Below are 21206 nucleotides of genomic sequence, written 5' to 3'. Positions count from 1 at the left end.
CGTTCGATGCGGTCGGATGAATACGCGGTGGAATGAATCAGGCCTGCTCGGCCGCGGCCAGCAGCCGCTCACGCGCCGGCTCCACCAGATGATGCGGCGCCTCCGGACCGGCGGCCACCAGCGACGCGTGGGTCGGCGGATCGCTGGGAACGTGCGCGGGACGGCGCAATTCGAATTCCTTGCGCAGCACCGGCACCACCTCGCGGCCCAGGATCTCGACCTGTTCCAGGGCGACGTCGATGGGCAGACCGGCGTGGTCGATCAGGAACAGCTGGCGCTGGTAGTCACCGGCGTAGTCGGCGAAACCGAGGGTGCGCTCGATGACCTGCTCGGGAGTGCCGACGGTCAGCGGCGTCATCTCGCTGAAATCCTCCAGCGACGGACCGTGCCCGTAGACCGGCGCGTTGTCGAAGTAGGGCCGGAAGAACTTCTTGGCCTCCGCTTCGGTCTCGGCCATGAACACCTGCCCGCCCAGACCGACGATCGCCTGGTCGGCCGAGCCGTGACCGTAGTGCTCGAACCGCTGCCGGTACAGCCGCACCATCTCCTCGGTGTGTTCCTTGTTCCAGAAGATGTTGTTGTGGAAGAAGCCGTCGCCGTAATAGGCGGCCTGCTCGGCGATCTCCGGCGAACGGATCGAGCCGTGCCACACGAACGGCGGCGTGCCGTCCAGCGGTGCGGGAGTCGCGGTGAATCCCTGCAGCGGCGTGCGGAACTGGCCCTGCCAGTCGACCACCGGTTCGCGCCACAGCCGGCGCAGCAGGTGGTAGTTCTCGATCGCGAGCTCGACGCCCTTGCGGATGTCCTTGCCGAACCACGGGTAGACCGGCCCGGTGTTGCCGCGGCCCATCATCAGGTCGACCCGGCCGCCCGACAGATGTTGCAGCATCGCGTAGTCCTCGGCGATCTTCACCGGGTCGTTGGTGGTGATGAGCGTGGTCGAGGTCGACAACTGCAATTTCTCGGTGCGCGCCGCGACCCAGCCGAGCATGGTGGTCGGCGAGGACGGCACGAACGGCGGATTGTGGTGCTCGCCAGTGGCGAACACGTCCAGCCCGACCTCCTCGGCCTTCAGGGCCAGTCGCATCATCGCGTCGATGCGCTCGCCCTCCGTGGGCGCGATGCCGGTGGTCGGATCGACGGTGACGTCGCCGACGGTGAAGATGCCGAACTGCATGGCCGCCTCCTGAGATCTGATCAAAAGTTCAATCACCTGAACGAGGGCAGATGTCCCAGTATTCCTTGACATGTCCACTACTCGAGAAACGGCCGGTGCGCAGCACTTTGTCTCACTGATTCAATCAGTGATTGAAACCTGTTCTGTGTCGTGGTTCACTAACGGCATGGGCGAGAAGGTGTCAGCCGGGACCCGGGCCAAACTGCTGGCGGCGGCGGAGCGGTTACTGCTGACCGAGCGCTACGAGGACGTCTCGGTGCGGTCGATCTGCGTGGCCGCGGGCGCCAACCCGGCCGCGGTGCACTACCACTTCGGCTCCAAGGAGGCGCTGATCGCCGCGCTCATCGAGGATCGGCTCGGACCGCTGTGGGCCGAGGGGCTGGCCGCGGCCACCGCCACCGAGCCGAGCTCGGTCCCGGCGGTGCTCGACGCGGTGCTCGCGCCGTTCGTCGAGCTCGCCGCCGACCCGATGGGCCGGTTGCATCTGCGGCTGCTGGCCGGATTGATCCTGCGCCGGCGGCCGATGTCCTGGCAGCACCAGTGGTTCCGGATGGAGTCGTGGTCACAGCTGCTGCCGGAGCTGACCTCCGGTGAGGCCCGCCGCCGCTGGCAGCTGGCCTTCGACCTGATCATCATGCGCTTCGGCAGCACCGAGGACTACGACATCGCGCCGTCCGCGGTGGCGACGCTGCGCGAATTCGTCATCGCCGGGTTGAGCGCACCGCCGCCCGCTACCGATACCCCGCATCCCGCCGTGCCCGCCTCCACCGCTTCGCATCCCGCCGTACAGGAGTAGTAGTGAACGATATTTTCGAACCCGTCGATCTGGGCCCGATCACCCTGCGCAACCGGGTGATCAAGGCCGCCACCTTCGAGGGCCGGACCCCCGACGCGCTGGTCACCGACGAACTGATCGAGTTCCATCGGGAGATCGCGGCCGGCGGCGTGGGGATGAGCACCATCGCCTACTGTGCCGTCGCCCCGGGCGGGCGCACCGACCGCCACCAGATCTGGATGCGCCCCGAGGCGCTACCGGGACTGCGGCGGCTCACCGACGCCATCCACGCCGAAGGAGCCAAGGTCAGCGCGCAGATCGGCCATGCGGGCCCGGTCGCCAACGCGGCCTCGAACCGGGCACCGGCGCTGGCGCCGACGCGGTTGTGGTCGCCGTTGAGCATGAAGATGATGCGGTCGCCCTCGGTGGCCGAGATCCAGGATGTGGTGGCCGCGCACGTGCGGGCGGTGTTGCTGGCCGAGGAGGCCGGATTCGATGCCGTGGAACTGCATTTCGGCCACAACTATCTGGTCAGCTCGTTCCTCAGTCCGCTGCTGAACCGCCGGAAGGATGCCTACGGCGGGCCCTTGGAACATCGCGCCCGGATGGCCCGTGAGATCGCGCTCGCGGTGCGCGAAGCCGTCGGCGGCCGGCTGGCGATTCTGGCCAAGCTGAATATGGAAGACGGTGTGCGCGGCGGATTTTCGCTGGCCGAGTCACTCCAGGTGGCCTCCTGGCTGGAATCCGACGGCGGACTCGACGCCCTCGAACTGACCGCGGGTAGTTCGCTGCTCAACCCGATGCTGCTGTTCCACGGCGATGCGCCACGGCAGGCTTTCGCCAAGACGCTGCCCGGCCCGACCCGGCTGGGCTTCAAGGTCGTCGGCAAGGCGTTCCTGCGTGAGTACCCATATCACGGCACCTACCTGCTCGAACGGGCCCGCCAGTTCCGCCGCGAGCTGTCGATGCCGCTGGTGCTGCTGGGCGGCATCACCGATATCGACGATATGCGGCGGGCCCGGCGTGAGGGCTTCGAATTCATGGCGATGGGCCGCGCCCTGCTCCGCGAGCCGGATCTGCTGCAGCGCATCGGCTCCGACGCCGAGACCCGTTCGGCCTGCATCCACTGCAACGAATGCATGCCCACCATCTACACCGGCACCCGGTGCGTGCTGCGGCTGGACGGCCCGTCCATTCCCGCATCCTGACCCCGATAGACGAGAGAAGAGAGACGATGTCATGAGTGGACGTTTGACGGGCCGGGTCGCCCTCATCAGCGGCGGCGCCTCCGGCATGGGCGCCTCGCACGCGCGGGCCTTCGTCGCCGAGGGAGCGCGGGTGATGCTCGGCGACATCGCCGACGACGCGGGCCAGGCGCTGGCCGCGGAACTGGGTGAGCAGGCCGGCTACGTACATCTCGACGTCACCGAGGCCGCCGGCTGGCAGGCCGCGGTCGCCGCCACCGTCGAACGATTCGGGCTGTTGAATGTGCTGGTCAACAATGCGGGCGTGCTGGACGGCGGCCCGCTGGGCACCTACACCGAGAAGCAGTGGCAGCGGGTCATCGACATCAATCTGACCGGTCCCTTCCTGGGATTGAGCGCCGCGCGCGACGCGCTGGTCGCCGCCCGCCCTGCCGCGGTGATCAATATTTCCTCCGCGGCCGGTATGCAGGGCGTGAGCGGCATGCACGCCTACACGGCCTCGAAGTTCGGAGTGCGGGGGCTCACCAAGTCGGCCGCGCTGGAACTCGCGCCCGAGGGCGTGCGGGTCAACTCGGTGCATCCCGGCGGAATTCTGACGCCGATGATCGGGGTCACCGAGGAGATCGCGGTCGATCGCGGCGAGAATGTGCGTGCGCGGCTCGGCCTGCCCGCCGAGGTGTCGGATCTGGTGGTCTTTCTGGCGAGCACCGAATCCAGCTACTGCACCGGTGCGGAATTCGTCGTCGACGGCGGGATGACGGCCGGTTCGGTGGTGGGCTGAGCATCCCATAAACTGTCGGCATGCAAATGTTCCTGGATATCCTCCTGGTCATCACCAGCGTCCTGCTGGTGTTGCTGGTGTTGCTGCACCGCGCGAAGGGTGGAGGCTTGTCCAGCCTGTTCGGTGGTGGTGTGCAGTCGAGTCTGTCCGGATCCACGGTGGTCGAGAAGAACCTCGACCGCATCACCATCTTCGTCGGCCTGATCTGGTTCATCGCCATCCTCGGTATCGGCTTCGAGATCAAGTTCGCCTGATCGTCGCGGCGGCGTCACGGCGCCGCCGCGAGCAGATCGCGATCGCCGATACCGCGGCCACGGCCAGGATCGCCGCCGCGATCGTGAACGCGGCGGCGTAGCTGTCGCCGAGCACCGGCGCCACCGCCAGAGGTCCGAGCATCTGGCCGAGCCCGTATCCGGCGGTCAACGTCGCCGCCGCACCCGGACCGGCCAGATCGTCGCCGATCTCGAGGGCGAGCAGGGTGATTCCCATGAAGGTCGCGCCGAACAGCGCGGCCGACGCCACCGCCGGCCAGACACCCGCCGACAGCGTCGGCAGCAGAGCCGACAGACATTGCAGCACCAGGGCGGCCACCAGGGCGATCACCGGAGTAGCCCGCCGGGCGATCAGGCTCCACACCACGGTCGCGGGGGCGGCCGCCACTCCCACGACGATCCAGATCGCGGTGCCCGCGGTCCGATGACCGGTGGCGTCCACGGCGGCGACCAGGAACGTTCCCAGGACGATGTAGCCCAGCCCCTCCAGGAAATAGGTCAGCTGAAGCAACCGCCAGGAGCGTGGCGACCGCACTGTCGCCGCGCCGGTACGGCTACCGGCGACGACTTCCAGCCGCAGGGCCGGCCACAGCAGCAGCGCGGTCAGCGCGGCCGCGGCGAGCCACAGCGCCTGCCACGACAGCACCGATTGCGCGATCAGTACCAGCGCACCCGTCGCCGCGATTCCCGTGCCCACTCCGGCGAAGGCGATACCCGCTGCGCGCCTTCGGTTTTCGTGCCGGGCGGCGATCTGCGCGCAGCCGATGAACAGCACCGCGCTCGCGACGCCGGCCACCGTCCGCAGGATGATCGGCAGGATCGCCGGCGCGGGGATCGCCATGGCCGCCTCACTCGCCACCAGCGCGGCGGCCGACAGCCGAAAAGTCGTGCGGCCGTTGTATTCCGGAAACCGCGCCAGCGCGACCGCGCCCAGCAGATAGCCCGCATAGTTGGCCGCGGCCACGACCGCGCCGGTATGTGCGCCGAAGCGTCCGGCGTCGATCATCACCGGAAGCAGCGGCGTGTAGACGAAGCGACCGATGCCCATGGCGGCGGCCAATCCGGCCGAGGCGCGCAGCGCGGGCGCGAGCGATGCCTGTCGAGGAAGTGCGATGGTCACGCCGACCAACGCTACGGATCCGGCGCGGCCCCGTGAAATGCTTCCTGTGCACGATGTATACGCTGAACGTATGGATCTGGAATTGCGGCATCTGCGCGCGTTCCTGGTGCTGTGCGAGGAAGCCAACTACACCCGCGCCGCAGCGCGGCTGCACACCACCCAGCCCTCGCTGACTCGCACCGTGCAACAGGCCGAACGGATTCTGGACTGCCGGCTGGTCGAGCGCAGTGCGCGGCGCTTCGTCCTCACCGCGGAAGGGGAGTATCTGCTCGCGGCCGCGACCCGGATCGTCGCCGATATCGATGCCGTCACCGCCGATCTGCGGCTGCGAGCCCGGGTATCGGTGGGGTTTTCCTGGCTATTGCCCGACGACTGGTTCACCGAGGTCCGCACGCGCTTCGAGGCGCGCGGCGGGCGGGTCGGCATCCATCGCATCGACGATCCGGTGGCCGCCGTCGCGGCGGGAAGTATCGATATCGCGCTGTATCGCAAGGATATTCGGCTGCCTGCCGCCATGACCGGGCGGATCATCGGCACCGAGCGGCGGGTGGCGGCGGTGTCCATCCGCTCGCCGCTGGCCAACGCGGCGGCGCTGCGGTGGCAGGATCTGGCGGCCTATCCGCTGGTGGTCAATACCGTCTCCGGCACCACCGACGAAACCAGTTGGCCCGCAGCCGAACCCGGCCGCGAGATCGTCACCTGCACGAACTTCGACGAGTGGATCGAGTTGATCGCCGCCGACCGGGGGATCGGGGCCGTTCCCGAGCTGGCACGCACCCGAGCGCCGCATCCCGGCGTGGCCTACCTCGATATCCCGGACGCCCCGCCGTCGGCCCTGCGGCTGGCCTGGCGGACCCGGCCCGCGCCGGCCAGGTCGGTGCGGAGCTTCCTCGACCTCGCAGCGAATGGCTGAGGGTCTCGAACGCCGGAGGCCCAGGGGAGCCTTCAGGCGGGGTGGCCGGGAGTGAGACCGGCGAGGTCGCTGTAGCGCAGCCCGGTGATGCCCTCCGGCGGGGTCGGGCCGCCCAGCGGTTCCAGCAGCAGACCCACGTGGTCGCCGAAATCGTGGCGCTCGAGGATCCGGCCGGAGAACCAGGCCGCCGCCTCGTCGAGCACCACCACTCCGTCGGGCCCGTGATGCCAGCGGCACCAGGTGAACTTGTCGACATCGTCGCCGGTCTCCGCACCGAACAGCTGGGCCAGGGCCCGCGAACCGGAATCGACGAGATGCACCGCGACGTGGGTGGCGCCCGCGGCCACCCGGTAGGTGTAGTTGAGTTCGGACAAGCACACCAGGAATCGGCGCGGTTCGATCCCGACCTGGGACGCGAAGCCCACCACACACCCGGCGCGCTCGGATTCCGTCGCCACCGTCACCACGTAGATCGGAGCGTCCGCCGCCGCCACCAGCGCGTCGAAATTCGCGATCGCGTCCATCCACCCTCCTTCACTGCCGGCGTCGCGGGATGCGAGCCGCCGCCTCAGGCTAAGGGAACAGCGCCTGTCACGTGCGCGGCACGCGACCGTCGATATCGGTGAAGCCGTAGGCCTCGGCCAGATCGGCCACCCGCCACGCCCGGCCGGTGCGTGAGCGCCGGCCCGGATCCGCGGCGAGCGCGACCACCGCGCGCCCGGCGAAATGCGGAGTCTCGGCCTCGTTCAGATCGAAGGTGCCCTCACCGGGCAGCGTGATCAGGCGCCGGCCCTGCGCATCGGCCGGAACCAGCTGCAGCAGTTCGGTATTCACGATCCCCGGCCACAGCGACACCACCGTGACCTCGGTGCCGGCCAGATCGTGCGCCATATCGGCGGTCAGCCGGTCGACGGCGGCCTTGCCCACGCCGTAGACGACGTTGTGGGTGAAATGTTCGGCGCCCGGCGAGGAGATGTCGACGATCAGCCCGCCCGATTCGATCAGCAGCGGCGCCGCGAAATGGGCGGCGGCGTAATGGGAGCGCACGCCGATATCGAAGCCCTCGTCCCAGGCCTTCGGCGGCACCTTCCAGAACGGTTTGCCGAGCCAGCGCGCCGAGGCGGGGGAGTTGTAGACGTTGTTGACCAGCACATCCAACCGGCCGTGATCGGCGCGCACGGTTTCGAACAACCGTGTCACCGCCTCGTCGTCGCGGTGGTCGCAGACGAACGGCACCCCGCGCCCGCCGAGCTCGTCGATCTCGCCGGCGGTCGCGGCCACGGTGCCCGGCAGCTGCCCGGGACTTTCGGAGCGCCCGGTCACGTACACCGTCGCGCCGGCCGCACCCAGCTCGAGCGCGATGCCCTTGCCGATACCGCGGCTCGCGCCGGTGACGACGGCGACTCGATCGGTCAGTATTCCGTTCACGACTCCGGGACACTACCGTGAAACGAGAACGTGTTCTAGTACCTGGGAGGCGCAGTGGGGCCGACGCATCGGTTCGTGGAGACCAACGGGATTCGGCTGCATATCGCCGAAGCGGGACGCGGGTATCCGGTCATCTTCTGCCACGGATTTCCGCACGGCTGGTACGTGTGGCATCGGCAATTGTCGGCGCTTGCGGCAGCCGGATATCACGCCATCGCCCCGGATCTGCGCGGCTACGGCCGGACCGAGGCGCCCGGCGGGGTGGAGGCGACCACCAATCGGGCCGTGATCGGCGATCTGCTCGGGCTGCTCGACGAGATCGGCGCCGAGCGAGCGGTTTTCGTCGGCCTGGACTTCGGCGCGCAGCTGGTGTGGGAGCTGGCACTGCGGGCGCCGGAACGGGTGGCGGCGATCATGGTGCTGAACAATCCGTACGCGCCCCGGCCGCCGAAGGCGCCGTCGGAGTTCTGGACGCGCGCCGCACAGCGTCATTTCCTGCATCTGTCGTATTTTCAGGAGCCCGGTGTCGCCGACGCCGAACTCGCCGCTCGCCCCCGCGAATTCCTGGCCCGCGTGTACTACGCGCTCAGTGGCGAGTTCCACTACCTCGACACCTGGAAGAATCCGCCCGGTATCGGTTATCTGGACGCACTGCCGCAGGCGCTCGCACTGCCCTGGCCGTGGCTCTCGGAATCCGAATTCGACACCCTGGCAGCCGAATTCGAACGGACCGGCTTCACCGGCGGGCTGACCTGGTACCGGGCGCTGGACCGCAACTGGGAGCTGACCGAGGGCCTGCCGACGACGGTGCCGGTGCCGACCTGCTTCCTCTACGGCGAAAACGACCCGGATATGGAGGGTTTCAGCGGCCGCGACCCACTGGCGGTGCTGCGTGCGCACGTACCGGATCTGCGGGCCGTCGAAAAGGTGCCCGGCGCAGGACATCTCGTCCAACTCGAGCGCACCGATGCGGTGAACGACTTCCTGTTGCGTCACCTCGCCGAACTCGTCGCCGGCGACGCGTCGCGAAATGCGGTGCCGCGGTAGGGATTCGCTCACTCCCCGCGCCGGTAGCGACAGGAGGGCGTCTACGCGCACCGCCGGGCGGGCCGTATTCACGACGAGGTGGCCCGCATCCTGCCCGCGGGCCACCTCGTCGGTGTGTATCTGAGCCTGCCTGTCGCCGCGTGGGCGCAGACGGAGGACGATTAGCCGGGATTCCGTCCCGGCCTCAGGGCAGCTTCGCGGCCGCCGCTTCGTCGACCATCCAGGTGGTGGTTTCGCTGCCGTGCGCCCCGGCCGCCGGGATCTCGAGCGGGGAAGCGCCGCCCACCGCCTGGGCCACCGCCTCGGCCTTGCCCTCGCCGCCGACCACCAGAACCACGTGCCGCGCGCGGGCGACCGCGGGCAGGGTCAGGGTGACACGCACCGGCGGCGGCTTCGGCGAATCGGTTACGGCGAGAACGAGTTCGTGCTCCTCCGCCACGGCCGCGGAATGCGGGAACAGCGAGTTCACATGAGCGTCGCCACCCATGCCGAGCAGATGCAGGTCGAATGCGCCGTGCTCGGCCAGATGCGCGTGCACCGTCGCCGAATACTCGGCGGCGGCCTCGACCGGATCCGGATACTCCCCGTCGGAGGTCGCGACCGGATGCACCCGCGCCGGGTCGACCGCCACGTGATCGAGCAACGCCTCGCGCGCCTGCAATTCGTTGCGTTCGGCATCGCCCGCCGGGACGAACCGCTCGTCGCCCCAGAACACATCCAGGCGACCGAAGTCGATCGCGCCGGGTGCGTGCCGCACCTGCTCCAGCAGGGCGATCCCGGTGCCGCCGCCGGTGAGAACCACCGACGCCGAACCACGCTCGGCCTGAGCCCTGGTCACCACCTGCACGAACCGCACGGCGGCCGCCTTCACCAGTTCGTCGTGATCGGCAAAAACCGCGATTTCCGGCTTACTCATAGATCACCTTCCCGATTCCGGCCAGTGCCTCGGCGTAGACCTCGTCGGCATCGAGCCGCCGCAGTTCCTCCGCCAGGCAGTCCTTGGTCTCACGACGGGCGAGCGCGAACCGCTGATCGGGCTCGCCGGTCCGCGTCAGGGTCGCGGTGCGGCCCGTCTGCGGACGTTCGATGCCGACCGACACCGACGCGCGGTGCAGGACGACCTTCAACTCTCCGGTCCGACGGTGGATCGGGCACGCCAATTTGGCCGCCAGCCATCCCGCCAGAATGTCGAGCGCGGGTTCTTCGGCCAGCCCCGAAACCGTTACCGATTCGATCGGGTCGTACGGCGGCACGTCGAGTGCCGAGGCCAGCAGCGCCCGCCAGAACGTGATCCGGCTCCACGCCAAATCGGTGTCGCCCGGTGCGTAGGAATCCAGCCGCCGGGTGATCGCCGCACGCGGGTCCGGGGCATAGGTCGAATCGGTGATCCGGCGAATCGCCAAGCGTCCCACCGAATCCCGCGACGGAAACTCCGGCGCGCCGCGCGGCCACCACGCCACCACCGGAGTGTCCGGCAGCAGGAACGGGATGACCACGCTGCTCTCGTTGTTGACCAGCTCGCCCTGCAGTCGCAGCACTATCACCTCGGCCGCCCCGGCGTCGCCGCCGACCCGGATCTGGGCGTCGAGTTTGGTCTCGGAGAACCGGTCGCCGCGCGCGAGCACGATCACGCGACAGGGGTGTTCGCGGCTGGCGTCGTTGGCCGCGTCGATGGCGTCCTCGGCCTCCGAGGAATCCAGCGTGCACACCACCAGCGTGAGCACCCGGCCCATGGCGATCACACCGTTGGACTCGCGCAGGCTGACCAGTCGTTTGGTCACCTCGCGGGTGCTGGTGTCGGGCATGTCGACGATCATGGCCGCCGCCATTCGCGCCCGGTGCGGGCGAGCATTTCGTCGGCCGAGGCCGGACCCCAGGTGCCGGACTCGTATAACTCGGGCTTACCGCCCTCGGCCCAATGATCGAGTACGGGATCGAGGATGCGCCACGCCAATTCGACCTCCTCGTTGACCGGGAACAGCGACGGCTCGCCCAGCAGCACATCCAGGATGAGCCGCTCGTAGGCCTCGGGCGAGGATTCGGTGAACGATTCGCCGTAACTGAAATCCATGTTGACGTCGCGGACTTCCATACTGGATCCGGGCACCTTCGAACCGAACCGCATGGTGATGCCCTCGTCCGGCTGCACCCGGATGACGAGCGCGTTCTGGCCCAGCTCCTCGGTCATGGTCTGATCGAAGGGCAGATGCGGGGCCCGCTTGAACATGACCGCGATCTCGGTGACCCTGCGCCCCAGGCGTTTTCCGGTGCGCAGATAGAACGGCACGCCCGCCCAGCGGCGCGTGTCGACGTTCAGCGTGATCGCGGCGTAGGTCTCGGTGCGCGAATGCGGATCGAAACCCTCCTCCTCGGCCAGGCCCACCACGCGCTCGCTGCCCTGCCAGCCGGCCGCGTACTGGCCGCGGGCGGTGGTCTCCTCCAGCGGTTCGACCAGCTTCGTTGCCGAGAGCACCTTGATCTTCTCGATCTGCAGCTGTCGCGGCTGGAAGTTGACCGGATCCTCCATCGCCGTCAGCGCCAGCAGCTGCAGCAGATGGTTCTGGATGACGTCGCGGGCGGCGCCGATGCCGTCGTAATAGCCTGCGCGCCCGCCCAATCCGATGTCCTCGGCCATCGTGATCTGCACGTGGTCGACGAAGTTGGCGTTCCAGATCGGCTCGAACAGTTCGTTCGCGAACCGCAGCGCCAGCAGGTTCTGCACCGTCTCCTTGCCGAGGTAGTGGTCGATACGGAAGACCGTCTCCTCGGGGAACACCCGGTTGACCAGGGCGTTGAGCTCCTGGGCGCTCTGCAGGTCGTGACCGAAGGGCTTCTCGATCACCACCCGCCGCCACGGCTGCGGTTTACCCGGCCCCGGATCCGGCGGCTTCGCCAGCCCGGTGCGCGAAAGCTGTTCCAGCACAATCGGAAACGCGTTCGGCGGGATCGACAGATAAAAGGCGTGGTTGCCGCCGGTGCCGCGTTCGGCGTCCAGCTTCTTGAGCGTCTGCGCGAGCGTGCCGAAGGCGGCGTCGTCGTCGAAGGTGCCCTGCACGAAGCGGATACCTTCCGACAGCTGTTCCCACACCTCCTGCCGGAACGGGGTGCGCGCATGCTCCTTGACCGCCTGGAGGACGACCTGAGCGAAATCCTCGTCGGCGTAATCGCGCCGGGCGAACCCGACCAGCGCGAAACCCGGGGGCAGCAGCCCCCGGTTCGCGAGGTCGTAGATGGCCGGCATCAGTTTCTTGCGTGACAGGTCCCCTGTCACCCCGAAGATCACCATGCTGCACGGGCCGGCGATCCGGGGAAGCCGCTTGTCGCGCTCCTCGCGCAGCGGATTCCCCGGGGCGGCCGTCTTTTTCTGGCCGGCCATCGCGGTCAGTTGCTTCCGGTGCTCTTCAACTCGGCGGTGGTCGCCGTGAGCAGCTCGTCCCACGACTTCTCGAACTTCTCGACACCTTCGCGCTCGAGGACGGCGAACACGTCGTCGAGATCGACTCCGACGCCGGTGAGCGCGTCGAACACACCCTGCGCGTCGGCCGCCGTGCCCGACACCGTGTCCCCGCGCAGTTCGCCGTGGTCGGCGAACGCCTCGAGGGTCTTCTCCGGCAGCGTGTTGACCGTATTCGGCGCCACCAGCTCGGTGATGTACATGGTGTCGGGGTAGTCCGGGTTCTTCACGCCCGTCGACGCCCACAGCGGCCGCTGCCGGTTACCACCGGACGAGGCCAGATGCGAGTAGGTCGAGGTGTGGTCACCCCCGTCGAACACGTCCTGGTAGGCGGCATAGGCCAAGCGCGCGTTGGCGATTCCGGCCTTACCGCGCAAGGCCAGCGCCTCGTCCGAACCGATCTGCTCGAGCCGCTTGTCGATCTCGGTGTCCACGCGGGAGACGAAGAACGACGCGACCGAATGGATGCGGGCCAGGTCGTGGCCGGCGATGCGCGCCTTGCGCAGGCCGTCCAGATAGGCGCCCATCACGCTGAGGTAGCGCTGCACCGAGAAGATCAGCGTGACATTGACGCTGATCCCTTCGGCGATCACGCGCGTGATCGCGGGCAGGCCCTCCTCGGTGGCCGGAATCTTGATGAACAGATTCGGCCGATCGACGATCTTCCACAGCTCGACCGCCTGCGCGACGGTCTTGTCGGTGTCGAAGGCCAGTCGCGGGTCGACCTCGATCGAGATCCGGCCGTCCACGCCGCCGGTCGCGTCGAAGACCTCGGCCAGCACGTCGCAGGCCGAGCGGACGTCGTCGGTGGTGATCGTGCGGATGGCGGCGTCGGCGTCGGCGCCCTGGGCGGCCAGCTCCTTGACCTGGTCGTCGTAGGCGTGGCCCTCGCTCAGGGCCGCCTGGAAGATGGTCGGGTTGGTGGTCACGCCGACGATGCTGCGGGTGGCGACGAGGTCGGCGAGATTGCCCGAGCGGATCCGGTTGCGTGACAGATCGTCGAGCCACACCGACACGCCTGCGCGAGACAGTGCGGCGAGATTCTCGTTCTGTGCCATTGGTTATCCCTTCACCTTGTCGAGTGAGCGCTTCGCGGCATCGACGACGGCTTCGGCGGTGATGCCGAATTCGCGGAACAGGGTCTTGAAGTCGGCCGAGGCACCGAAGTGCTCGATCGAGACGTTCTCACCGTCGCTGCCGGTGAAGCGGTGCCACGGCATCGCGATACCGGCCTCGACCGTGACGCGGGCGGTGATCTGCGGCGGCAGCACCTCGTCGCGGTAGGACTGTTCCTGCGCGTCGAACCATTCCACGCACGGCATGGACACCACGCGGGTGCCGATGCCCTGCTCCTCCAGCGTAGTGCGCGCCGCGACGGCGAGCTGAAGTTCGGAACCGGTGGCGATCAGGATCACCTGCGGTGTGCCGGTGGAGGATTCGGCCAGGATGTAGCCGCCGCGGGAGACGCCCTCGTAGCTGGTGCCCTCCAGGGTGGGCACGTCCTGGCGGGTCAGCGCCAGCGCCGACGGGCCGTCGGTGTGCGGGTGGTCGGCCGGCACGAAATGCGAATGCTGCTCGGCGCTTTCGAGCTCCAGGATGGTGCGCCACGCGTACACGGTCTCGTTGGCGTCGCCGGGGCGGACCACGTTCAGGCCCGGGATGGCGCGCAGCGCGGCGAGGTGCTCGATCGGCTGGTGGGTCGGGCCGTCCTCACCCAGGCCGATGGAGTCGTGGGTCCAGACGTAGATGGCCGGCACACGCATGAGCGCGGCCAGCCGGACCGCCGGGCGCATGTAGTCGGAGAACACCAGGAAGGTGCCGCCGTAGGGCCGGGTCGGGCCGTGGAGGGCGATGCCGTTGAGAATCGAACCCATCGCGTGCTCGCGCACACCGAAGTGCAGGGTGCGGCCGTAGGGCTCGGCCTTCCACATACCCGTGGAGATCGACGCGGGGCCGAAGCTCGGCACGCCCGGCATGGTGGTGTTGTTCGATTCGGCCAGGTCGGCCGAACCGCCCCACAGCTCCGGGAGCACCGGGGCCAGCGCGGCCAGGACCTTGCCCGAGGCCTTACGGGTGGCCATGCCCTTGGCGTCGGGCTCGAACGAGGGGAGGCCCTCGGTCCAGCCCTTCGGCAGCCGGCGCTCGCGCAGCCGGTCGAACAGCTCCTTGTTCTCCGGGTTGGCCTGCGCCCACGCGTCGAACTGCTCCTGCCAGGCGGCGCGGGCCGACTTGGCGCGTTCGGCGGCGTTGCCGCGGGTGTGGGCGATGACCTCGTCGTCGACGACGAAGCTCTGGCCCGGATCGAAGCCCAGGATCTCCTTGGTGGCGGCGACCTCGTCGGCGCCCAGCGCGGCGCCGTGCGCGGCGCCGGTGTTCATCTTGTTCGGCGCGGGATAGCCGATGATCGTGCGCAGCAGGATGAACGACGGCTTGTCGGTGACGGCCTTGGCGGCCTCGATCGCCTCCAGGATGCCGGTGACGTTCTCACCGCCCTCGACGACCTGCACGTGCCAGCCGTAGGCGCGGTAGCGCTCGGCGGTGTCCTCGGTCAGCGCGATGGACGTGTCGTCCTCGATGGAGATCCGGTTGTCGTCGTAGAAGACGATCAGATTGCCCAGCTGCTGCGTGCCGGCCAGCGAGGAGGCCTCCGAGGTGACGCCCTCTTCGATATCGCCGTCGGAGGCGATGACGTAGACGAAGTGGTCGAACGGGCTGGCGCCGGTCGAGGCGGACGGGTCGTAGAGACCGCGCTCGCGCCGGGCCGCCATCGCCATGCCGACCGCCGAGGCCAAGCCCTGGCCGAGCGGGCCGGTGGTGATCTCCACGCCCCTGGTGTGGCGGAACTCCGGGTGGCCCGGGGTCAGCGAACCCCACTTGCGCAGGTGCCTCAGGTCGTCGAGCTCCAGGCCCAGTCCCGACAGGTACAGCTGGATGTACTGGGTCAGGCTGGAATGCCCGCACGACAGGATGAACCGGTCGCGGCCCGTCCAGTCCGGATCGCTCGGGTCGTAGCGCAGGACCCGCTGGTAGAGGGTGTAGGCCAGCGGCGCCAGGCTCATCGCGGTGCCGGGGTGGCCGTTGCCGGCGGCCTGCACCGCGTCGGCGGCCAGGACACGGACGGTGTCGACGGCTCTGGTGTCCAGTTCGGTCCAGTCGGCCGGATGTGCGGGCTGGGTGAGGGCGCGGATGTCGTCTGTGACTGACACGACCGAGGTTCTCCTGACCTTCTCGTGTGTGTACAACGGCTGCTTGCGGGCTGTACCCACCACCCTAGAGGTCGCCTGATCGCCGCGAGTGGGGAACCCTTCGCCCGCACCCCGTGCGGGTGCGCGGGATTACGGTGAATGATGACAGCCGCCGAGGTGCCGAGCCGAAGCGATTCCGCACAGCGGCCGACGGCGGATATGTGACGTGGCACTCGCGTCGGGACCGGCCGGGGCCGATCGCCTGCGGCACGGGCGCTTTCGCGGCGGGTGGGTGCCGGAGTACAACACGCGGGGGTCTACCATCGTCTGTAGTAGAGGCTGCGCCGCCCGCGCCGCGCTCTGCGGTGACAGCGGAAACGGCTGCGCGCGGGAGGCCCGCCACGCCGCCGAAACCGTTGCTTCCCTACCGGATCGATGCACCACCTGCGAGGAGAGACAGTGCGGATTGGGCAACAGCCGGGTGATGCGCATGGCTCCTCCGCGACGGCGCTCGCCGACCGTGTCCAGGGCAGCGGCCCGCTGTCGAAGCTGACGCGCCGGGTACTCGCCTACATCGCGCTGACGAAACCGCGGGTCATCGAACTGCTGCTGGTGGCCACCATCCCGACGATGCTGCTGGCCGACCGTGGCCATGTCGACATCCGGCTGATCGTGGCCACCCTGTTCGGCGGCTGGATGGGTGCGGCCAGTGCCAACACCCTCAACTGTGTCGCCGACGCCGATATCGACAAGGTCATGAAGCGCACGTCGAAGCGTCCGCTGGCGCGCGAGGCGGTGCCGACCCGCAACGCGTTCGTCTTCGGTGTCGCTCTCGGTGCCGGCTCGTTCGCGTGGTTGTGGTGGCAGGCGAATCTGCTCTCGGGCCTGCTCGTGGTCGCGACGATCCTGTTCTACGTCTTCGTCTACACCCTCGGCCTCAAACGCCGGACCTCGCAGAACGTGGTGTGGGGCGGCGCGGCGGGCTGTATGCCCGCACTGGTCGGCTGGTCGGCGGTCACCGGAACCATCGGCTGGCCCGCGGTCGCGCTGTTCGCGGTCATCTTCTTCTGGACGCCGCCGCACACCTGGGCGCTGGCCATGCGCTACAAGGACGACTACCGCGCGGCCGGCGTGCCGATGCTGCCGGTGGTGGCGACCGAACGCGCGGTGACCAAGCAAATCGTCATCTACACCTGGCTGACGGTGCTCGCCACCCTGGCGCTGATTCCGGCGACAGGTGTCGTGTACGCGGCGGTCGCCATCGTCGCCGGTGCCTGGTTCCTGCTGATGGCGCATCAGCTGTACTCCGGCGTGCGCCGGGGGGCGTCGGTCAAGCCGCTGCGGCTGTTCCTGCAGTCCAACAACTACCTCGCCGTGGTGTTCTGCGGTCTGGCCGTGGACTCGGTGCTCGGCTGGCACACCATCGGCTCGACGCTGTTCGGCTGAGATCGCTGCGGGCCCGGCCCTGGGCCCGCAATCCGCCACATCGAATAGACGCGCGCCTCACCGGTAATCCGATCCGGTAGGCGGTCCCGATGCGCCGCGCTTCCGGGGTGGGGAGTCGAGCTGTCGGGCCACCTACGCCCGTAGTGTCCGGCGGCCCGTAGGTTCGCGACTCAGGGGCAGCCGGGCTGGAACGGGTAGCACGCGTGCCCGGGCGTCGAGGGCGGCACGGTGCGCTCCGGCGCCGGGGTGTAATGCGAGGTGGTCGTCGTGGTGGTGCGACCGGAAGCTGGAGCGTGGCTGGGGCCGGACCCGGACCCGCCGCCCGCGGTACACATGGCCGCCAACGCCAGCACGACGACCAGAACGCCCAGCAGAACCAGTGGCACCAGGCTGCGGTTGCGGTTGCGCCGAGGCGGAGCCGCGGGCGGGCGCGGATCGAAGGGCACCGAATAGGGTTGCTGGTTCTGCCCGTAGGCCGGCGCCGGCCCTGCAGGAACCGGACCGGCCGCGGCCACGGGCTGGGGGACCGGACCGGGCGCGGGCTGCGGCGCCGGATTCGGGCGAGCCATCGATACCGGCGCACCACCCGGCGACATCGGGGCAGCGGCGGCGACCGGGACACCGGCCGGACCCCGCCCGGGAATCGGCGCCCCCGCCGGCGGTGTGGGGCCACGGGACGGGACGGGGTTCGGCGGCGGGGGAGTGCGGTCCAGCCGCGCGGGAAAGCCCTCCGCGGTGAGATCGGAATGGGTTGCGGCCGCGGCGAATCCGATCGCGGCCAATGCCTGGCCGACCTGCGTCGCATCCCAGGTGTCGGGTGCGTCCGCGGTGATCCGGCTGAAGTAGTTGCGCAACGCCGCGGGCCCGTCGCCGAGGACGACATCGATCCCGTCCGGGAGATCACCCTTGTCCAATGCGACCCGGCTGCTCAACTGCGGCATGACCAGCACCATGCCGGTCACCCCGACCCGCTCCCGGCCGGGCGCACCGCGCAGCAGCTCGGCCATCTCACCGGTGCGGGCGCGGATCTCGGTCATCGGTTCGGTGCCGGCCTCGGTTCCGGCCAGCGGCGCGATGCGGTCGTCGATGGTCCAGGGCCGGTAACCGGAGACGGTGAGCGTGCCGCTCGCCCGTTCGGTGAAATCCTTGATCACGACGACCACGCAGGTCTTCGGCGTCCAGACGATCGCATCGGCGCCACCGGCCGCGACCACCGCGATACCGGGTAACGCGTGCGCGCCGGTCCAGGTCTTCAGCCAGTTCGCCACCGTCCGTTCGGAATTGGACAGCCGCGACGGGTCGTCGTTGCGAACCTTCACCAACATCTGGATCAACCCCTGACCGATGCCTGTTCTGCCGGCCGCCCCGAGCGACCGCCCGACCACCGTACGACGGTACGGCGAAGCGGGCGAATCGGCTTGGGCGGCAGCACAGATCATCCACCATCGGCGTGGCCGGGTCGTCGGCGGGTCACCCCTGCCGATGCCATGCCAGATATCCGTCCGGCCGCACCTGTACCTGCGTGCCCGCGGCGGCCGCGTACTCGGTGAAGGCGTGGCCGTCGACGGCGATGAGCTGACCGGGGCCGGGCCGGTCGCGAGGATCGAATATGCCCGCACCCCGGGGGGCTTCCGTGGCCGAGGCCGGCGCACCGAAGGTCAGGCGGGTCGCGTGCGGGCCCCGGTACCAAGATTACCGACATCACCGCGGCGGCCGGACGGTCGGCGGGATCGTTCTACAACCACTTCGAGGGAAAGAACAGCTACTCCGGGCGCTGCTGGAAGACTTTGCGGCCGAAGGGGATACGTCGGCCGAGGCGAGTGCGCACGATCCGGATTTCACCAAGCCGGCGGCCGTCGAATTCCATATCGAGCAGTACTGGACCTTCGCTCGCCGCAATTGGCCGGTACTGCGGGCGGTGACGCAGGCGGCGCTGGTCGACGAGGAGCTCGCGCGGCTGGCCAACCGGTTCACGGCCGGTCAACTCGAGGAGGTCGTCGACCACGTCGACGGTTTCGGCGCGGCCGGACTCCGCCTGCCGAGCACCCCGGACGTCAGCGTGGCGATGATGTTCCTCCTGATCCGCGCACTGCTGGAGGCGGTCGAGGAGGGCGTGGTCGCCGTCGACGACGAGCAGGCGGTGGCTGGGCTGACCCGATTCGTCTACCGGGGGCTCACCGGCCGCGACTACTGACCGCTCAGGGCACCAGCACGATCGACCCGGTGGTCTTGCGGGCCTGCAGATCTCGATGTGCCTGCGCGGCCTCGGCAAGGGGATATTGCGCGCCGATCCGCACCCGCAGCGTCCCGTCGGCGACGGCGTCGAGGACATCGCCTGCGCGCCAAGTCAATTCGGCGCGATCGCGGGTGTAGTGGGCCAGTGTCGGGCGGGTGACGAACAGCGAGCCGGCCGGATTGAGCCGCTGCAGATCGAACGGCGGCACCTGACCGCTGGCGGCGCCGAACAGCGCCAGCATGCCGCGGATGCGCAGGGCCGCCAGGCTCGCCTCGAACCTCGCCGCGCCCACCCCGTCGTAGACCGCGGCCACCCCGACCCCGTCGGTGAGGTCGCGTACGCGCTGGGCGAGATCGTCGCCGTAGCGCAGCACATGTGCGGCGCCGGCCTCGCGGGACAACTCTTCCTTCGCGTCGGTGGACACCGTGGTGATCACCCGGATATCGCGGGCGGCGGCCAGCTGGGTCAGCAGGAGCCCGACGCCGCCGGCGCCGGCGTGGACCAGAATCGTCTCGCCCGGCTGCGGCGTGTAGACCGATTCGATCAGGTAGTGCGCGGTTATGCCCTGCAACAGCGCCGAGGCCGCCACCGCCGGCGGCACCCCGTCCGGCACGGCCACCGCCACCGCCGCATTGACCGCGACCTTCTCCGCATAACTTCCGGGGGCGGCGGCCCACGCGACCCGATCGCCGACGGTGAATTCGGTCACCTCGGAACCGACTTCGGCGACCACACCCGTGCCCTCGGAACCCGGGATGTAGGGCACCTCCTGCGGATAGGTGCCGGTGCGGATATAGGTGTCGATGAAATTGACACCGGCCGCCTCGGTATCGACGAGCAGCTGATTCGGCCCGATGACCGGATCGTCGACCTCGGTCGCGACGAGAACTTCGGGACCGCCGTGTTCGCTGACCTGAATGGCGCGCATGGCTTTCAGTTCTACACCCCCTCGCGCCACGAACACCGGTAGGGCGGTTGGGCCGTCCCTACCGGACGGTAAACTCCACGCCATGAGCGAAACCGCCACCGCGGCCCCGGTCACGCCGTCGTCCGCCGTCATCGAGTCGGTCAAGAAGTTCGTCGCCGCCCACGGTGGTTCGGGTACGGCCGTACTGCAGCCGATCGGGCGCATCGGGGTCCGCATCACCCTCGTCGGCGCCGACGGTGTGCTCGGCGATCGAGTCGTCGCGGATCTGGCCACCGCCAAGGCGGTCGTCGATGCCGTCGACGGCCTCGCCGAAACCGAGCACTGGGATCGCGATCTGAGTTCGGTCGCCACCCCGGCGAAGGGACACTGGGCGCGGATGGCCGGCTGGGTCGCCCACCAGGCCCGGTTCCCGAAGGCGCGCAACGAGAACTGAGATGGCTCTGCGGCATCGGCTGATCGCCGCCGCGACGGCCGGTGCGGCCGCGGTCCTGACGATGATCGCCCCGGCGCGCGCCGAGGATCCCGCGGCCCTGCGGGTGTGCACCACCGGTGACTACCCGCCCTATTCGGTGACCGACGGCCACGGCGGCTACCGGGGCATCGACGTCGACCTGGTCCGCGATATGGCGCAGCTGCTGGGGCGCCCGCTGCGATTCGTGCCGACCACTTGGGCGTCGATGGGCAGCGATTTCTCGGCGCACGCCTGCGATCTCGCGGTCGGCGGAATATCCGACGCCGCGGCCCGGCGCGCCTACGCCGACTTCTCGCTGAACTACGGCACCGACGGCAAGACCCCGATCGTGCGTGCCGCCGACGCCGGCAAGTACGCGACGATCGAGCAGATCGATCAGCCCCAGGTGCGGGTGATCGTCAACCGCGGCGGCACCAACGAACAGTTCGCCCGCGCCCATTTCCCGCATGCGCAGCTGACGGTATGGCCCGACAACGTCACCATTTTCGATCAGATCACCGCCGGTCGCGCGGACGTCTTCGTCACCGATTCGGTGGAGGGCCGCTACCACGTGCGGCAGCATCCCGACCTGCGGGTCCTGCATCCGGAGACACCGTTCGACTCCTTCGGCAAGGTGTTCCTGCTGCCGAAGAACGATATGCCGACCGCGCTGACGGTAAACGCCTGGCTGGCGAGTCAGCTGGCCACCGGGGGAGTCGACCGGCGTGTCGCGGAATGGATCGGGCCGCACGCCACCGCCTGAGCGACGCCCGACCATAATCGACGGT

21 protein-coding genes are annotated in these 21206 nt (G+C 69.1%); 10 read left to right on the top strand and 11 right to left on the bottom strand.

What is annotated here, in order from left to right; translation table 11 throughout:
* Positions 1-37: 37 nt before the first annotated feature.
* Complete coding sequence (locus A5780_RS33975; RefSeq protein WP_063013330.1) at positions 38-1177, bottom strand: LLM class flavin-dependent oxidoreductase; 1140 nt, start codon at positions 1175-1177, stop codon at positions 38-40.
* 166 nt (positions 1178-1343) lie between these two features.
* Here A5780_RS33975 and A5780_RS33970 point away from each other — a divergent pair, with 166 nt between their 5' ends.
* From A5780_RS33970 to secG, 4 genes are read left to right on the top strand one after another with little or no spacing between them, the layout of a single operon-like run.
* Positions 1344-1973, top strand: coding sequence for a TetR/AcrR family transcriptional regulator (locus tag A5780_RS33970; protein WP_064911096.1), 630 nt, complete (start codon positions 1344-1346; stop codon positions 1971-1973).
* 2 nt (positions 1974-1975) lie between these two features.
* Positions 1976-3160: an NADH:flavin oxidoreductase gene (locus A5780_RS33965; RefSeq protein ID WP_064911095.1), complete on the top strand. Its 1185-nt coding sequence runs from the start codon at positions 1976-1978 to the stop codon at positions 3158-3160.
* A 31-nt stretch (positions 3161-3191) separates the two neighbouring features.
* A complete protein-coding gene (locus tag A5780_RS33960) occupies positions 3192-3938 on the top strand; it encodes an SDR family oxidoreductase (RefSeq protein ID WP_030518416.1) in 747 nt (248 codons plus the stop codon).
* Between the two features lie 20 nt (positions 3939-3958).
* On the top strand, positions 3959-4192 hold the full coding sequence (secG, locus tag A5780_RS33955) for a preprotein translocase subunit SecG (protein WP_030518417.1): 234 nt from the start codon (positions 3959-3961) through the stop codon (positions 4190-4192).
* On the opposite strand, the gene A5780_RS33950 is transcribed toward secG, so the two are convergent.
* Entirely contained in the window at positions 4179-5330 is a 1152-nt protein-coding gene (locus tag A5780_RS33950) for a YbfB/YjiJ family MFS transporter (RefSeq protein WP_231983181.1), read from the bottom strand. The two genes, secG and A5780_RS33950, sit on opposite strands and share 14 nt — an antisense overlap.
* Positions 5331-5400: 70 nt before the next feature.
* Here A5780_RS33950 and A5780_RS33945 point away from each other — a divergent pair, with 70 nt between their 5' ends.
* On the top strand, positions 5401-6243 hold the full coding sequence (locus tag A5780_RS33945; RefSeq protein WP_064911094.1) for a LysR family transcriptional regulator: 843 nt from the start codon (positions 5401-5403) through the stop codon (positions 6241-6243).
* A 32-nt stretch (positions 6244-6275) separates the two neighbouring features.
* On the opposite strand, the gene A5780_RS33940 is transcribed toward A5780_RS33945, so the two are convergent.
* Together A5780_RS33940 and A5780_RS33935 are read right to left on the bottom strand one after the other, a co-directional pair.
* Positions 6276-6767 (bottom strand): flavin reductase family protein, encoded by a 492-nt coding sequence (locus A5780_RS33940; RefSeq protein ID WP_063013320.1) that lies wholly within the window; start codon positions 6765-6767, stop codon positions 6276-6278.
* 67 nt (positions 6768-6834) lie between these two features.
* Positions 6835-7671 (bottom strand): SDR family NAD(P)-dependent oxidoreductase, encoded by an 837-nt coding sequence (locus tag A5780_RS33935; RefSeq protein WP_064911093.1) that lies wholly within the window; start codon positions 7669-7671, stop codon positions 6835-6837.
* Positions 7672-7725: 54 nt separating this feature from the next.
* On the opposite strand from A5780_RS33935, the gene A5780_RS33930 reads away from it, so the two are divergent.
* Entirely contained in the window at positions 7726-8718 is a 993-nt protein-coding gene (locus A5780_RS33930; protein WP_064911092.1) for an alpha/beta fold hydrolase, read from the top strand.
* A gap of 184 nt (positions 8719-8902) precedes the next feature.
* Here the strand turns inward: A5780_RS33930 and pgl are convergent, their stop codons facing one another.
* From pgl to tkt, 5 genes are read right to left on the bottom strand one after another with little or no spacing between them, the layout of a single operon-like run.
* Positions 8903-9634, bottom strand: a complete 732-nt coding sequence (gene pgl / locus A5780_RS33925; RefSeq protein WP_063013314.1) for a 6-phosphogluconolactonase — start codon at positions 9632-9634, stop codon at positions 8903-8905.
* Complete coding sequence (gene opcA / locus A5780_RS33920; protein WP_174554966.1) at positions 9627-10535, bottom strand: glucose-6-phosphate dehydrogenase assembly protein OpcA; 909 nt, start codon at positions 10533-10535, stop codon at positions 9627-9629. Before opcA ends, pgl begins: the two co-directional genes overlap by 8 nt.
* Entirely contained in the window at positions 10532-12094 is a 1563-nt protein-coding gene (gene zwf, locus A5780_RS33915) for a glucose-6-phosphate dehydrogenase (protein WP_063013310.1), read from the bottom strand. Before zwf ends, opcA begins: the two co-directional genes overlap by 4 nt.
* A gap of 5 nt (positions 12095-12099) precedes the next feature.
* Positions 12100-13230 carry a transaldolase gene (gene tal, locus A5780_RS33910; protein ID WP_063013308.1) on the bottom strand — a complete coding sequence of 377 codons (1131 nt, stop codon included), beginning with the start codon at positions 13228-13230 and terminating at the stop codon, positions 12100-12102.
* A 3-nt stretch (positions 13231-13233) separates the two neighbouring features.
* The gene (gene tkt, locus A5780_RS33905) at positions 13234-15378 is read right to left on the bottom strand and encodes a transketolase (RefSeq protein ID WP_064911091.1); all 2145 of its coding nucleotides are present in this window, start codon (positions 15376-15378) and stop codon (positions 13234-13236) included.
* A 438-nt stretch (positions 15379-15816) separates the two neighbouring features.
* Here tkt and A5780_RS33900 point away from each other — a divergent pair, with 438 nt between their 5' ends.
* Positions 15817-16803, top strand: a complete 987-nt coding sequence (locus A5780_RS33900; protein WP_030518428.1) for a heme o synthase — start codon at positions 15817-15819, stop codon at positions 16801-16803.
* A 170-nt stretch (positions 16804-16973) separates the two neighbouring features.
* On the opposite strand, the gene A5780_RS33895 is transcribed toward A5780_RS33900, so the two are convergent.
* Complete coding sequence (locus A5780_RS33895) at positions 16974-18128, bottom strand: hypothetical protein (protein WP_064911090.1); 1155 nt, start codon at positions 18126-18128, stop codon at positions 16974-16976.
* A 284-nt stretch (positions 18129-18412) separates the two neighbouring features.
* Between A5780_RS33895 and A5780_RS33890 the strand changes: the two genes are divergently transcribed.
* Positions 18413-18997 carry a TetR/AcrR family transcriptional regulator gene (locus A5780_RS33890; RefSeq protein WP_146098661.1) on the top strand — a complete coding sequence of 195 codons (585 nt, stop codon included), beginning with the start codon at positions 18413-18415 and terminating at the stop codon, positions 18995-18997.
* Between the two features lie 4 nt (positions 18998-19001).
* Here A5780_RS33890 and A5780_RS33885 read toward each other — a convergent pair whose 3' ends face one another.
* The gene (locus tag A5780_RS33885) at positions 19002-19967 is read right to left on the bottom strand and encodes a quinone oxidoreductase (protein WP_064911089.1); all 966 of its coding nucleotides are present in this window, start codon (positions 19965-19967) and stop codon (positions 19002-19004) included.
* An 82-nt stretch (positions 19968-20049) separates the two neighbouring features.
* Between A5780_RS33885 and A5780_RS33880 the strand changes: the two genes are divergently transcribed.
* A complete protein-coding gene (locus tag A5780_RS33880) occupies positions 20050-20400 on the top strand; it encodes a hypothetical protein (protein ID WP_064902647.1) in 351 nt (116 codons plus the stop codon).
* Position 20401: 1 nt separating this feature from the next.
* A complete protein-coding gene (locus A5780_RS33875; RefSeq protein ID WP_064911088.1) occupies positions 20402-21181 on the top strand; it encodes a transporter substrate-binding domain-containing protein in 780 nt (259 codons plus the stop codon).
* The last annotated feature ends 25 nt before the right edge of the window (positions 21182-21206 follow it).

This window comes from Nocardia sp. 852002-20019_SCH5090214, assembly GCF_001665865.1.
Taxonomy (GTDB): Bacteria; Actinomycetota; Actinomycetes; order Mycobacteriales; family Mycobacteriaceae; genus Nocardia; species Nocardia nova.
Note: the sequence above shows the minus strand (reverse complement) of the source record. Positions and strands in the feature narration are given on the sequence as shown.

Excerpts from the sequence above, each read along its gene's own strand:
- secG (WP_030518417.1), top strand. The coding sequence starts at position 3,959 with ATGCAAATGTTCCTGGATATCCTCCTGGTCATCACCAGCGTCCTGCTG.
- zwf (WP_063013310.1), bottom strand. The coding sequence starts at position 12,094 with ATGGCCGGCCAGAAAAAGACGGCCGCCCCGGGGAATCCGCTGCGCGAG.
- A5780_RS33940 (WP_063013320.1), bottom strand. The coding sequence starts at position 6,767 with ATGGACGCGATCGCGAATTTCGACGCGCTGGTGGCGGCGGCGGACGCT.
- A5780_RS33880 (WP_064902647.1), top strand. The coding sequence starts at position 20,050 with ATGAGCGAAACCGCCACCGCGGCCCCGGTCACGCCGTCGTCCGCCGTC.
- tal (WP_063013308.1), bottom strand. The coding sequence starts at position 13,230 with ATGGCACAGAACGAGAATCTCGCCGCACTGTCTCGCGCAGGCGTGTCG.
- A5780_RS33895 (WP_064911090.1), bottom strand. The coding sequence starts at position 18,128 with ATGTTGGTGAAGGTTCGCAACGACGACCCGTCGCGGCTGTCCAATTCC.
- A5780_RS33885 (WP_064911089.1), bottom strand. The coding sequence starts at position 19,967 with ATGCGCGCCATTCAGGTCAGCGAACACGGCGGTCCCGAAGTTCTCGTC.
- A5780_RS33970 (WP_064911096.1), top strand. The coding sequence starts at position 1,344 with ATGGGCGAGAAGGTGTCAGCCGGGACCCGGGCCAAACTGCTGGCGGCG.
- A5780_RS33890 (WP_146098661.1), top strand. The coding sequence starts at position 18,413 with ATGCCCGCACCCCGGGGGGCTTCCGTGGCCGAGGCCGGCGCACCGAAG.
- A5780_RS33875 (WP_064911088.1), top strand. The coding sequence starts at position 20,402 with ATGGCTCTGCGGCATCGGCTGATCGCCGCCGCGACGGCCGGTGCGGCC.
- A5780_RS33945 (WP_064911094.1), top strand. The coding sequence starts at position 5,401 with ATGGATCTGGAATTGCGGCATCTGCGCGCGTTCCTGGTGCTGTGCGAG.
- A5780_RS33975 (WP_063013330.1), bottom strand. The coding sequence starts at position 1,177 with ATGCAGTTCGGCATCTTCACCGTCGGCGACGTCACCGTCGATCCGACC.
- A5780_RS33960 (WP_030518416.1), top strand. The coding sequence starts at position 3,192 with ATGAGTGGACGTTTGACGGGCCGGGTCGCCCTCATCAGCGGCGGCGCC.
- pgl (WP_063013314.1), bottom strand. The coding sequence starts at position 9,634 with ATGAGTAAGCCGGAAATCGCGGTTTTTGCCGATCACGACGAACTGGTG.
- opcA (WP_174554966.1), bottom strand. The coding sequence starts at position 10,535 with ATGATCGTCGACATGCCCGACACCAGCACCCGCGAGGTGACCAAACGA.